This is a genomic window from Dyella sp. 2RAB6 (genome assembly GCF_052115385.1).
In the GTDB taxonomy this organism is placed as follows: Bacteria; Pseudomonadota; Gammaproteobacteria; order Xanthomonadales; family Rhodanobacteraceae; genus Dyella_D.
Window position 1 is genome coordinate 167667 of sequence record NZ_JBFRGP010000006.1, and the last position, 13669, is coordinate 181335.

Consider the following 13669-nt stretch of genomic DNA (forward strand, 5'->3'; position numbering starts at 1 on the left):
GCGGGCAAGGGCATGCGGAGCCGCCACGCGCGGCTCGGTTTGAAGGCGGTGCTGGCGCTGTGCGCGCTGGCGTTGGCCGTCGTCGCGATGGCGGAGGAAGCGGTGCCCTACCGCTACTCCGGCGTGCGCATCGGCGGCGGCGGCTTCGTCAGTGGCCTGGTGTTCCATCCGCGTGAGAAGGGCCTTTACTACGCCCGCACTGACGTCGGTGGCGCCTATCGCTGGGATGATGCGGCCAGGCGCTGGCTACCGCTCACCGACTGGATCGAGGCGAAGGACGACAACCTGCTGGGCATCGACAGCCTCGCGGTCGATCCGTCCGATCCCGCCCGCGTTTACCTGGCCGCTGGTACCTACACCGCGCCGCAGGTCGGCAATGGCGCGATCTTGCGTTCTGCCGACAGCGGCAGGCATTTCGAGCGCGCCGATCTGCCGTTCAAGCTGGGCGGCAATGAACTAGGTCGTGGCAACGGCGAACGCCTGGCCGTCGATCCGCATGATGGCCGTGTGCTGTTCTTCGGTTCGCGCGGTGCGGGGCTGTGGCGCAGCGATGACCGCGGCGCGCACTGGTCGAAGGTGGAGAGCTTTCCGGCCGTAGCGACCTCGCCGGGCGCGAGCGCGGAAAATCCGTGGCGCCGCCAGGCCATCGGCATTGTCTTCGTGGTGTTCGAGCCGGCCAGCGGCCAACCGGGGCGGCCCACGCCCACGCTGTATGCCGGCGTCTCCACGCAAGCCACCAGCCTGTTCCGTTCCGACGACGGCGGCCGCAGCTGGCAAGCGGTATCCGGCCAACCCGTGGGCTTTCGTCCCAACCATATGGCGCGCGGCAGCGACGGTACGTACTACCTCAGCTATGGCGACGAACCCGGCCCCGACACCATGCACGACGGGGCGGTGTGGAAGTTCGAGCCGGCACGGGCGCGCTGGAGCGAGATCACGCCCTGGAAAAACCAGCGCAGCGGCTGGGGTGCGGTGACGGTCGATCCGAGCGATTCCAAGGTGCTGATGACCGCCACCTTTGCGCACTACACGCCGAAGGACGAGCTGTTCCGCAGCGTCGATGGCGGCGCGCATTGGACGCCGGTGTTCCCGCGTTCCGAATTTGAGCATGGCAGCGCCACCTGGACGCGCGATCACACGCCGCACTGGCTGGCCTCCATCGAGATCGACCCTTACGACCCGGACCACGTGCTGTTCGTCACCGGCTACGGCATCTGGGCTTCGCGCGACATGCGGGCGCTGGAGCGCGGCGGCACCGTGCATTGGACGTTCCAGGACGCAGGCCTGGAAGAGACCGTGGCGCTGGGCCTGATCAGCCCGCCGGAGGGCGCGCACCTGCTCAGTGCGATCGGCGATCTCGATGGCTATCGCCACGATGAACTGGATACCGCGCAACTGCAGTTCGCCGCACCACCGCGCTACGCCAACGGCGAGAGCATCGACTTCGCCCAGGCGAAGCCCGCGTTGATCGTGCGCAGCGGTTTCCTGCGCAAGCCATTCGGCGCGGCGGTCCGGGCGGCGTGGTCGGAGGATGGCGGCAGGCAGTGGCAGGCGTTCGCGAGCGAGCCGCCGGAGGGTGAAGGTGCGGGGAGTATCGCGGTTGCGGCGGATGGCGCTGCCGTGGTGTGGGCGCCGCGTAACGCTCAGCATGTGTATCTCACGCATGATTTCGGCAAGACCTGGGCTGCCGTCGAAGGGCTGGGCACGGGCTTGCGGGTGCTGGGCGATCGCATCGACGCGAAGCGGTTCTACGCTTACGACCGTATGAGTGGCGCCTTGTATGTCAGCCACGATGGCGGTGAGCATTTCGCGGCGATCGGTGGTGCGCTTGGCGATGCGTCGCGTGGCCGTGCGCAGACGCGGGTGCAGGCCGCGCCGGATGAGGCGGGCGTGCTGTATGTCGGCAGTCGCGAAGGCGAATGGTTGCGCGGTAACGACACGGGCCGCGTACTCAAGCGCTTTGAAGGCGTGACCGGCACCGATGCTTTCGGCTTCGGCAAGGCGGCACCGGGGTCGTCGAAGCCGACCCTGTTCCTCGCCGGCCGCGTGCGCGGCGCGCAAGGCATCTTCCGCTCGTTGAACGACGGCACGAGCTGGCAGCGGATCGACGATGTCGATCATCGCTATGGACGGATCAGCCATCTCGTCGGCGATCCGCGCGTGTTCGGGCGGCTGTATTTCGCGACCAGCGGGCGCGGGATCTTCTATGGCGATCCCGCCGCCGGTGCGGGAAAACGTCCATGAGGATACCGATGCGATATCTGCTCTGCGCCTGGCTATGCCTTGCGCTCCCTGCCTTCGCCGAAGAGATTCCTCGGATTGCCACCGACCACGGCCGCCACACCCTCCTCGTCGACGGCAAGCCCTTCCTGATCCTCGGCGCCCAGGTCAACAACTCCAGCAATTGGCCGGCCATGCTCGACCAGGTATGGCCCGCCATCGACAAGCTGGACGCCAACACGGTGCAGATGCCGATCGCGTGGGAGCAGATCGAGCCGAAGGAAGGCCAGTTCGACTTCGCCTTCCTCGACACCGTGGTCAGCCAGGCCCGCGAGCATCGGGTGCGGCTGGTCCTGCTGTGGTTCGCCACCTGGAAGAACAACGGCCCCAGCTACGCGCCTTCGTGGGTGAAGCTGGACGATCGCCGCTTTCCGCGCGTATTCAATCGCGAAGGCCGTCGCCTGAATTCGCTGTCGCCGCTGGCCGCCGCCACCCTGGAGGCCGACCGCAAGGCGTTCGTCCAGTTGATGACGCACCTGCGCAAGATCGATGGCGACAAGCACACCGTGATCATGGTGCAGGTGGAGAACGAAGCCGGCACCTACGGCACCGATCGCGACCACTCGCCGATGGCCGACCAGGTCTTCGCCGGTCCGGTGCCCGAGGCACTGCTGCGCGCGGCCGGCAAGTCGGCTGGCAGTTGGAGCCAGGTGTTCGGCAACGACGCCGCGGAGTTCTTCCATGCCTGGCACGTCGCGCATTTCATCGGCCAGGTCGCGCAGGCGGGCAAGGCGGTCTATCCGCTGCCGATGTACGCCAACGCGGCACTGCGCGATCCATTCAAGCCCGGCCCGCCGGGCAGTTACGAGAGCGGCGGCCCCACCGACAACGTGCTGCAGGTATGGAAGGCCGCCGCGCCCGCGCTGGACGTACTGGCGCCGGATATCTACAAACCCGACTACGCGCGCTACGCCGCGTATCTCGAACGTTACGCCCGCAAGGACAATCCCCTGTTCGTCGCCGAAACCGGCAACGACAAGGTCTATGCGCGCTATGTCTATGCCGCGCTCGGCGCGGGAGCCATCGGCTGGTCGCCGTTCGGCATGGATTTCACCGGCTACAGCAACTATCCGCTGGGCGCGCGCAAGCTGGACGACGAGACCGTCGACATGTTCGCCGCCAACTACCGCGTATTGGCGCCGATGGCCGGCGAGCTGGCTGCGGCAGCCCAGGCCGGCAAGCTGTGGGGAGCGTCGGAACCGGACGACACCCACGAGCAAACGCTGGAACTGGGCGACTGGCAGGTCCACCTCGGCTACGGGCAGTTGCAGTTCGGCACCGAACCGCCCAAGGGCAATCCCGATCACTCCGGTGGCGCCTTGATCGCGCAGCTGGCGCCGAACGAATACCTGGTGGTCGCCCGCGATGTGCGCGTGAACTTCCAGCCGGCGCGCGGGCGCAAAGTCGACTTTCTGCTCGACCGCGTCGAGGAAGGCCACTACGACCACGGCCGCTGGATCTTCCGCCGCCTGTGGAACGGCGACCTGACCGACTGGGGCTTGAATGTCATCGGCGAGCCGCGCGTGCTGCGCGTGCGGCTGGCCACGTACTGAAGGAACGAGATGCGCCTGTCTGCTATCGCTACCCGCCCATGGCTGCCCCTCTGCGCGCTGACGCTGGCCATGCTCGCCGGCTGCGGCAAGGCACCGGAACAGAGCGCGGCGGTCAGCGCCGGCCATGCCGAGAAACTGGCCGACGGCGTGATCGTCCATCTGAACCAGTCCACCCAGCAGGTGCGCCTGCAGGCGGTGGACGAACGCATCGTGCACGTCACCGCCGTGCCTGACGGCAAGTTCGACTTGCCGGCCAGCCTGATGGCGGTGAAAACCGGCGGCGACACGCACTTCACGGTGGACGAAACGCCCGAAGCGGTCACGCTGAAGACAGCGCAGCTGTCCGCCCAGGTCTCGCTGCGCGACGGCGCGGTGCGCTTTCTCGATGCCGCCGGCAAGCCGTTGCTGGCCGAGCGTGCCGATGGACGCTCGTTCCAGCCGGAGACGGTGGAAGGCAAGCCGTACTACACGGTGCGCCAGCGTTTCGAATCGCCCGCGGATGAGGCCTTCTACGGTCTGGGCCAGCACCAGAATCGCCAGATGAACTACAAGGGCGAGGATGTGGAGCTGGCGCAGCACAACATGGACGTGGGTATTCCGTTCGTAGTGTCGTCGCGCAACTACGGCCTGCTGTGGGATAACAACTCGATCACCCGCTTCGGCGATGCGCGCGAATACCAGCCGCTCGGCCAGTCGCTGAAACTGTACGACGCCGAGGGCAAGGCCGGCGGCCTTACTGCCAGCTACTACGACGCCGGCGGCACCTTGAAGCTCAAGCGCGTGGAGAAGCAGCCGGACTATCAGTACCTCAAGGATCTGGCGCAATGGCCCGCCGAATCGCCGGCCAAGACCACCGGCAAGGTGGTGTGGGAAGGCAGCATCGAGCCGGCCGTTTCCGGCGTGCACAAGCTGCGCCTGTACGCGAGCAGCTATGCCAAGGTCTGGCTGGACGGCAAGCTGGTTTATGACGACTGGCGGCAGAACTGGAACCCCTGGTACCACAACCTGCGTCTGCCGATGGATGCGGGCAGCAAGCACCAGTTGCGTATCGAGTGGTTGCCGAACGAGGGTTACCTGACCCTGCTGCATCTCGATCCGCTGCCCGGCGACGAGCAGAACGAGCTGTCGCTGTTCTCCGAGGTCGGCCATGCGGTGGACTACTACTTCGTCGCGGGCGACAACCTCGACCAGGTGATCGCCGGCTATCGCCAGGTCACCGGCAAGGCCACCATGCTGCCGCGCTGGGCCTATGGCTTCTGGCAAAGCCGCGAACGCTACAAGACGCAAGCGGAAATCCTCGACACCGCCAGGCGCTATCGCGAACTGGGCCTGCCGCTGGACAACGTGGTGGAGGACTGGAGCTACTGGCCGGAAGACGCCTGGGGCTCGCACGACTTCGACAAGTCACGTTTCCCCGACGCCAAGGGCCTGGTCGACCAGCTCCATGCCATGCACGTGCAGCTGATGATCTCGGTATGGCCGAAGTTCTATCCGAGCACGAAGAACTATCAGGAGCTGGACGCCAAGGGTTATATCTATCGCCGCAATGTCGAGAAGCGCGAGGTCGACTGGATCGGCAAGGGCTATCTCAACGCCTTCTACGATCCGTACGCGGAGGAGGCGCGGCGCATCTACTGGCGGCAGATCGAGGAGAAGCTCGGCGCGGTGGGCGTCGATGCCTGGTGGCTGGATGCGTCGGAGCCGGATACGCATTCCAATCTCGATATCGCCGAGCGCAAGCTGCGCATGGGGCCGACCGCGCTGGGCCCGGGCGCCGCGTTCTTCAACTCGTATCCGCTGATGCACAGCGCTGGCGTGTATGACGGCTGGCGCCGCGATCACGGCGACCGCCGCGCCTTCATCCTCACCCGTTCTTCTTTTGCCGGACAGCAGCGCAATGCGGCGGCGACCTGGAGCGGCGACGTGGCCTCGCGCTGGAGCAACCTGCACGACCAGATCTCCGCGGGCGTCAATTTCTCGCTGGCAGGCATCCCCAACTGGACCACCGATATCGGCGGCTTCGCGCTGGAGCCGCGCTACGAGAAGCCCGGCGCGGCGGACCTGGACGAATGGCGCGAGCTCAATCTGCGCTGGTTCCAGTTCGGCGCGTTCAGCCCGCTGTTCCGCTCGCACGGGCAGTTTCCGTATCGCGAGATCTACAACCTGGCCGCGCCCGGTACGCCGCTCTATGAAGCCCTGGCCTACTACGATCGCCTGCGCTATCGCCTGATGCCGTACGTCTACACGCTGGCCGGCGACACGTATTGGAAGGACGGCACCATCATGCGTGGCCTGGTGATGGATTTCCCGGGCGATGCGAAGGTGCGTGGCACCGATGACGAATACATGTTCGGCCCGGCCTTCCTGGTGGCGCCGGTGACCGAGTACAAAGCCACCTCACGCGCGGTGTATCTGCCCGCCGGCGCCGGCTGGTATGAGTTCCACACCGGCAAGTACCACGAGGGTGGTGCGATGCTGCAGGCCGATGCACCGCTGGCGCGGATGCCGCTGTTCGTACGCGCCGGTTCGATCGTGCCGACCGGGCCGGATATCCAGTTCACAGGCGAGAAGCCGGATGCACCGGTGACGCTGCTGGTGTACGCCGGTGCCAACGGGCAGTTCTCGTTGTACGAGGACGAGGGGACCACGTATGGCTACGAGCAGGGGCGTTATTCGCGCATTGCGCTGAGCTATGACGACAAGGCAAAGACGTTGACGCTCGGCAGGCGCGAAGGCGATGGCAGCGGGGCGCCGGCGAAGCGGCAGTTCGTGGTTCGGGTGATTCGCGCGGATAAGGCGAATGCGGACGGGGTTGATCCGGCGGGCGACGTCAAAGTCGATTACGACGGATCAGCGCAGACCGTAAAGCTATAACGCCACCTACCCCCTCTCCCCTCCGGGGAGAGGGTTGGGGTGAGGGGCCGGGCGGAGTGGTGGGCGGAGGGTCGCCAAAAGCGCAAAAGCTTTTTTTCGCTCCGAAGAAGCACTGGCGCTAGAGCGACCCCTCATCTGCCTGCCGGCATCTTCTCCCCGGCGGGGAGAAGAGTTCCATGATGGTTACGCCCGAGCAGCACCCAAAAACTGCCGCGGCGTGCAATTGAACTCGCGCCGGAACACCGCGTACATGTATTGCAACGAGGTGAAGCCGCAGCGCACGGCCACGTCGGCCAGCGGAATCGAATTGTCCACCAGCATCGACCGCGCCATTTCCAACTTATGCTCCAGGATCGCCTGGTGCACCGTCTGCTTCAGCTCGCGCTTGAAATGCTCTTCCAGCAAGGTGCGCGAGATCCCGACGTAATCGGCCACCTGCTCGGTTTTGATGCCCAGGCAGGCGTACTGCCGGATGTAATGCTTGGCCCGCATCACGTAGGGGCTGCGCAAGGGCTCATGCTGGCTGCTGGCCTGCACACTCAAGCCCACCGGCGGCACCAGCACGCGCGTGCTGGAACAGTCGCCGCCGTGCAGCATCTGGTGCAGCACCTGCGCCGCCATGCGGCCCATCTCCTCCGCACCCTGGATCACCGAAGTGAGCGGGATACGGCTGAGCAACTGCGCCATCGGGTCGTTGTCGATGCCCACCACGGCGATCTGTTCCGGAATCGGCACATCCGCCACCACGCAGGCCTGCAGCAACTGCCGCGCGCGCGCATCGGTCACCGCCACCACGCCGATCGGCTTGGGCAGCGAGCGCACCCAGGCCACCATGTCCTCCTGCGCGCGGCCCCAGCCGCCGGCGCTGGTCGGCGAGCCGCGGTAGACCGTGCCCTCCAGGCCATCGGCGGCGATCATGCGCAGGAAGGCGTCCTCGCGCTCCTGCGCCCAGCGGTTGCCGGGCGAAGGCGGCAGGCCGAAGAAGGCGAAGCGCTGCAGGCCCTGCTCGATCAGGTGGTCATAGGCCACGCGCACCAGCTTGGCGTTGTCGGTGGCCACGTAGGGGATGTTGGCCGGATAGCGGTTGTCGTCCGCGTAGGAGCCGCCGATCGCCACCACCGGGATGGTCAGGTGGGCCAGCGCCTCTTCCACCGTGGGGTCGTCGAAGTCGGCGATGATGCCGTCGCCGCGCCAGTGCTGGATGCCCAGGGTGCGGCAGCGGAAATCCTCTTCCAGGAACAGGTCCCACACCACGCGGGTGGATTTCAGGTACTGGCCGATACCGGCGATCACTTGCCGGTCGTAGACCTTGTTGGCGTTGAACAGCAGGGCGATGCGATGGGGTGACATGGGCGTACCACTGACAGTAACCGACGGCACCTGCCGTAGATCGCGGACGCTACCAGTTCGCCCTCGCGCCCGCATGTCGCAACGCGACAGGGAAAAAGACTGCCGTAGTGATGGATTTCGCAATTGCACCCATCCGGCGCCGCTTGCAGCATCCGAAGCATCCGCAGCCGACCCTGAATCCCCCGGGCGGCTCGCTAGGGAGACTTCCATGAGTTACTTCGAGCATGTGGCGCCCATTCGTTACGCGGGCGCTAAGACGGACGATCCGCTCGCCTTCCGTCACTACGATCCGTCGCGGGTCATCCTGGGCAAGCGCATGGACGAGCACCTGCGCCTGGCCGTGTGCTACTGGCACAGTTTCGTGTGGCCGGGCATGGACATGTTCGGCGCCGGCACCTTCCAGCGGCCCTGGCAGCAGGCCGGCGACCCGCTGGCGCAGGCGCGTGCCAAGGCCGACGCGGCGTTCGACTTCTTCCAGCGCCTGGGCGCGCCGTTCTATACCTTCCACGACACCGACGTGGCGCCGGAAGGCGCCAACCTGGCCGAGTACTCGCGCAACTTCGCCGCCATGGTCGAGGTGCTGGAAGCCAAGCAGGCGCAGACCGGCATGAAGCTGCTGTGGGGCACCGCCAACCTGTTCAGCCACCCGCGCTATGCCGCGGGCGCGGCCAGCAGCCCGCAGCCGGAAGTGTTCGCTTATGCCGCCAGCCAGGTGTTCCAGGCGATGGGCGCGACGCATCGCCTGGGCGGCGCCAACTATGTGCTGTGGGGCGGACGCGAGGGCTACGACACCCTGCTCAACACCGACCTGCGCCGCGAGCGCGCGCAGCTGGGCCGGTTCTTCCAGATGGTGGTCGAGCACAAGCACAAGCTGGGCTTCCAGGGCACCATCCTGATCGAGCCCAAGCCGCAGGAACCGACCAAGCACCAGTACGACTACGACACCGCCACCGTGTACGGCTTCCTCAAGGAGTTCGGGCTGGAGCAGGAGGTCAAGGTCAACCTGGAAGCCAACCACGCCACCCTGGCCGGGCATTCCTTCCACCATGAAGTGGCCACGGCGATTGCGCTCGGCGTGTTCGGCAGCATCGATGCGAATCGTGGCGACGCGCAGAATGGCTGGGACACCGACCAGTTCCCCAACAGCGTGGAGGAACTGACCCTGGTGATGTACGAGATCCTGCGCGCAGGCGGCTTCAGCACCGGCGGTTTCAACTTCGACACCAAGGTGCGCCGCCAGAGCGTGGACGCGGCCGACCTGTTCCATGGCCATATCGGCGCGATCGACGCGCTGGCGCTGGCGCTGGAGCGCGCGGCGAAGATGATCGACGACGACCGCTTGGCCGCGTTCAAGGCGCAGCGCTATGCCGGCTGGGAGGGCGAGCTGGGCCGGCAGATTCTCGACGGTGGCTACACCCTGCAGGGCCTGGCGGACGAAGCGGCGAAACGCGATCTGCAGCCCAGCCATGTCTCGGGCCAGCAGGAGCGGCTGGAGAACCTGGTCAACCGCTACATCTACGGTTGAGTCCGATGTTCCTCGGGCTGGACCTGGGCACGTCCGCGGTCAAGGCCGTGCTGGTCGACGCGGCCGGCGCGGTGCGCGCGGTGGCTTCGCAGCCGCTCACGGTGTCGCATCCGCGGCCGCGCTGGTCCGAGCAGGACCCGGTGGACTGGTGGCGCGCCGCGATGGCCGCCATCGACGAGCTGCTGCAGACGGCGGCGCGCGAAGGCATCGCTGCCAACCGCGTGGCCGCGATCGGCCTCAGCGGCCAGATGCACGGCGCCACCCTGCTGGACCGCAGCGACCGCGTGCTGCGCCCTGCCATCCTGTGGAACGACGGGCGCAGCGATGCGCAATGCCGCTGGATGGAAACGCTGCCGGACTTCCACGCCATCACCGGCAATCTCGCCATGCCCGGCTTCACCGCGCCCAAGCTGGCCTGGGTGCGCGAACACGAGCCTTCCGTTTTCGAAGCGGTGGCCAAGGTGCTGCTGCCGAAGGACTACCTGCGCCTGTGCCTGACCGGCGACTACGCCACCGACGTCTCCGACGCCGCCGGCACGCTGTGGCTGGACGTGGGCAAGCGCCAATGGAGCGACGCCATGCTCGCCGCCTGCGGGCTGGGCCGCGAGCACATGCCCAGCCTGCATGAAGGCAGTGCACCCGCCGGGCGCCTGCGCGCCGAACTGGCCGAACGCTGGGGCATGGCGCGCGTGCCGGTGGCCGCCGGTGGTGGCGACAATGCCGCCGGCGCGGTGGGCGCGGGCATCGTGCGGCATGGGCAGGCCATGTTGTCGCTTGGCACGTCCGGCGTGTACTTCGCCGTGTCCGATGGTTTCCTGGCGCGGCCGCAACAGGCCGTGCACAGCTTCTGCCATGCGCTGCCGGGCACCTGGCACCTGATGTCGGTGATGCTCAATGCCGCCAGCTGCCTGGATTTCACCGCGCGCCTCAGCGGCCACGCCGAGGTCGGCGCGATGCTGGCGGAGGCCCAGGCCGCGCCGCGGCGCGATGATGGCCCGGTGTTCCTGCCCTATCTCACCGGCGAGCGCACTCCGCACAACGACGTGCACGCCACGGGTTCCTTCACCGGCCTGCGGGCCGACACCACGCGCGCGGATCTGGCCAACGCCACCCTGGAAGGGGTCGGCCTGGGCCTGCTCGACGGTATCGAAGCGGTCGACGCTGCCGGCCTGCGCGCGGACAGCGTCGCGGTGATCGGCGGCGGCACGCGCAGCGCGTACTGGTTGCAGATGCTGGCCGACATCGCCGGCCGCCCGCTGGAGCTGCGTGCCGGCGGCGACGTGGGGGCAGCACTTGGCGCGGCACGGCTGGCGCAGCTGGCTGTCGAGCCCGGCGCGCGGGTCGAAGAAGTGTGCGCCATGCCACCGCTCGTCACGGTGCACCTGCCTGACGCCGCCCGACATGCCTACTATCGCGAACACCGGCAGCCGTTGTTCCGCCAGACGTATGCGCGCCTGCGCGCGGCGGCGATGCAGTGAACGGCCCGGCCATCCATTCGAGGAAAGATCCATGAAGCGTCTGTTCGTGCGGGCCATGCTGGCCCTGGTGACGGTCGGCCTGGCTGCCGCCGTCCTTACCGCCTGCAGCGGCAAGGCCTCCGACCAGCCGAAGATCGGCTTCTCCATCGACGACCTGCGCCTGGAGCGCTGGACGCGTGACCGCGACTACTTCGTGGCCGCGGCCGAGAAGCTGGGCGCCAAGGTCTATGTGCAGTCCGCCGATGGCAACGAGCAGCGCCAGGTGCAGCAGCTGGAGAACCTGATCTCGCGCGGCGTGAACGTGCTGGTGATCGTGCCCTACAACTCCAAGGTGCTGGATAACGTGATCGCCGAGGCCAAGCGCAACGGCATCAAAGTGATCTCGTACGACCGCCTGATCCTGGGCGCCGACATCGACGCCTATATCTCCTTCGACAACGAGAAGGTCGGCGAGCTGCAGGCGCAGGGCGTGCTCGACGCCGTGCCGAAAGGCAACTACTTCCTGCTCGGCGGCGCGCCGACCGACAACAACGCCAAGATCCTGCGCGAGGGCCAGCTGAAGGTGCTGCAGCCGGCGATCGACCGCGGCGACGTCAAGGTGGTCGGCCAGCAGTGGACGCCGGAGTGGGATGCCTCCAAGGGGCTGCGCATCGTCGAGGACGCGCTCACCGCCAACCACAACGACATCCAGGGCATCGTCGCCTCCAACGACGCCATCGCCGGCGGCGCGATCCAGGCGCTGGCCGCGCAGCAGCTGGCCGGCAAGGTGGCGGTATCCGGCCAGGACGCGGACCTCGCCGGCGTGCGCCGGGTGGTCGACGGCAGCCAGGCGATGACCGTGTACAAGCCGCTGAAGACCATCGCCACCACCGCGGCCGAGCTGGCGGTGAAGCTGGCCAAGGGCGAGACGCCCGCGTACACCGGCAAGATGAACAACGGCAAGAAGGACGTGGACTCGGTGCTGCTGCAGCCGACCCTGCTGACCAAGGACAAGGTGGACGACACCGTGATCAAGGACGGCTTCTACACCCACGAACAGATCTACGGCGCGAAGTAAGCGCCATGGCCGCGCAGAGCTGCCTGTTCGAGATGCGCGGCATCGCCAAGTCGTTCGGTGGCGTGAAGGCGCTGGACGGCATCGATCTCACGCTGCGTGCGGGCGAATGCCTGGGGCTGTGCGGCGAGAACGGCGCCGGCAAATCGACGCTGATGAAGGTGTTGTCCGGCGTCTATCCGCATGGCAGCTGGGACGGCGAAATCCTGTGGCAAGGGCAGCCGCTGCGCGCGCGTTCGGTGCGCGACAGCGAGCGCGCCGGCATCGTGATCATCCACCAGGAGCTGATGCTGGTACCGCAACTGTCGGTGGCGGAGAACATCTTCCTCGGCCACGAGATCACCCGTCCCGGCGGGCGCATGGACTACGACGCGATGTATGCCAAGGCGGCCGCGCTGTTGCAGGAGCTGGGCCTGCATGACGTCAACGTGGCCTTGCCGGCGATGCACTACGGCGGCGGCCACCAGCAGCTGTTCGAGATCGCCAAGGCGCTGGCCAAGGAAGCGAAGCTGCTGATCCTGGACGAGCCGACCTCGTCGCTGACCTCCAGCGAGACGCAAGTGCTGCTGGGCATCGTGGAGGATCTGAAGCGCCGCGGCGTCGCCTGCATCTATATCTCGCACAAGCTCGACGAAGTCGAACGCGTGTGCGACACGGTCAGCGTGATCCGCGACGGTCGCCATATCGCCACCCAGCCGATGCGCGAGCTGGATGTCGACACGCTGATCACCCTGATGGTGGGCCGCAAGCTGGAGAACCTGTATCCGCGGGTGGAGCATGCGATCGGCGGGGTGATCTTCGAGGCGCGCCATGTCACTTGCCTGGACCCGGTCAATCCGCAGCGCAAGCGCGTGGACGATGTGTCGTTCCAGCTGCGCCGCGGCGAGATCCTCGGCATTGCCGGCCTGGTCGGTGCAGGCCGCACGGAACTGGTGAGCGCGATCTTCGGCGCCTATGCCGGCAAGCACTCGGCAGAACTATTTCTCGAGGGCCAGCCGCTGAAAATCCGCTCGCCCGCCGAGGCGATCCGCGCCGGTCTCGGCATGGTGCCGGAGGACCGCAAGCGCCACGGCATCGTGCCGCTGCTGGGGGTGGGCGACAACATCACGCTGGCCACGCTGGAGCACTACTCGCGCGCCGGCCATATCGACCGCCAGCGCGAACTCGCCACCATCGAAGCGCAGATCGCCGCGCGCCAGGTGAAGACCGCCAGCCCCGCCCTGCCAATCGCCCGCCTGTCCGGCGGCAACCAGCAGAAGGCGGTGCTGGCCAAGATGCTGCTGGCGCGGCCCAAGGTGCTGATCCTGGACGAACCCACGCGCGGCGTGGACGTGGGCGCCAAGGCCGAGATCTACCGGCTGATCTTCGAGCTGGCCGCGCAGGGCGTCGCCATCATCCTGGTCTCCTCGGAGATGCCGGAGGTGCTCGGCATGGCCGACCGCGTGCTGGTGATGGGCGAAGGCCGCCTGCGCGGCAATTTCCTCAACCAGGACCTGACCCAGGAACAGGTACTGGCCGCGGCGATCGACGCTTCAGCGCGCGCCGCCTGACTCTC

At 67.1% G+C, this 13669-nt stretch carries 8 protein-coding genes; 7 read left to right on the top strand and 1 reads right to left on the bottom strand.

Features of this window, described 5'->3' with window-relative positions; all coding sequences use genetic code 11:
* The first annotated feature begins 12 nt into the window (after positions 1 to 12).
* Genes AB4083_RS11870 through AB4083_RS11880 form a run of 3 tightly spaced genes read left to right on the top strand, consistent with a single transcriptional unit; the run spans position 13 to position 6707 of the window.
* Entirely contained in the window at positions 13 to 2244 is a 2232-nt protein-coding gene (locus AB4083_RS11870; protein WP_441608016.1) for a cellulase, read from the top strand.
* Between the two features lie 8 nt (positions 2245 to 2252).
* Entirely contained in the window at positions 2253 to 3833 is a 1581-nt protein-coding gene (locus AB4083_RS11875) for a GH35 family beta-galactosidase (RefSeq protein ID WP_441608017.1), read from the top strand.
* A gap of 9 nt (positions 3834 to 3842) precedes the next feature.
* Entirely contained in the window at positions 3843 to 6707 is a 2865-nt protein-coding gene (locus AB4083_RS11880) for a TIM-barrel domain-containing protein (RefSeq protein ID WP_441608018.1), read from the top strand.
* A 183-nt stretch (positions 6708 to 6890) separates the two neighbouring features.
* Here the strand turns inward: AB4083_RS11880 and AB4083_RS11885 are convergent, their stop codons facing one another.
* Positions 6891 to 8057 carry a XylR family transcriptional regulator gene (locus AB4083_RS11885; RefSeq protein ID WP_441608019.1) on the bottom strand — a complete coding sequence of 389 codons (1167 nt, stop codon included), beginning with the start codon at positions 8055 to 8057 and terminating at the stop codon, positions 6891 to 6893.
* 208 nt (positions 8058 to 8265) lie between these two features.
* Here AB4083_RS11885 and xylA point away from each other — a divergent pair, with 208 nt between their 5' ends.
* From xylA to xylG, 4 genes are read left to right on the top strand one after another with little or no spacing between them, the layout of a single operon-like run.
* Complete coding sequence (gene xylA / locus AB4083_RS11890; RefSeq protein ID WP_441608020.1) at positions 8266 to 9582, top strand: xylose isomerase; 1317 nt, start codon at positions 8266 to 8268, stop codon at positions 9580 to 9582.
* Between the two features lie 5 nt (positions 9583 to 9587).
* On the top strand, positions 9588 to 11060 hold the full coding sequence (gene xylB, locus AB4083_RS11895) for a xylulokinase (RefSeq protein ID WP_441608021.1): 1473 nt from the start codon (positions 9588 to 9590) through the stop codon (positions 11058 to 11060).
* A gap of 31 nt (positions 11061 to 11091) precedes the next feature.
* Positions 11092 to 12117, top strand: coding sequence for a D-xylose ABC transporter substrate-binding protein (xylF, locus tag AB4083_RS11900; RefSeq protein ID WP_441608022.1), 1026 nt, complete (start codon positions 11092 to 11094; stop codon positions 12115 to 12117).
* Positions 12118 to 12122: 5 nt separating this feature from the next.
* A complete protein-coding gene (gene xylG, locus AB4083_RS11905; protein WP_441608023.1) occupies positions 12123 to 13664 on the top strand; it encodes a D-xylose ABC transporter ATP-binding protein in 1542 nt (513 codons plus the stop codon).
* Positions 13665 to 13669: the final 5 nt, after the last annotated feature.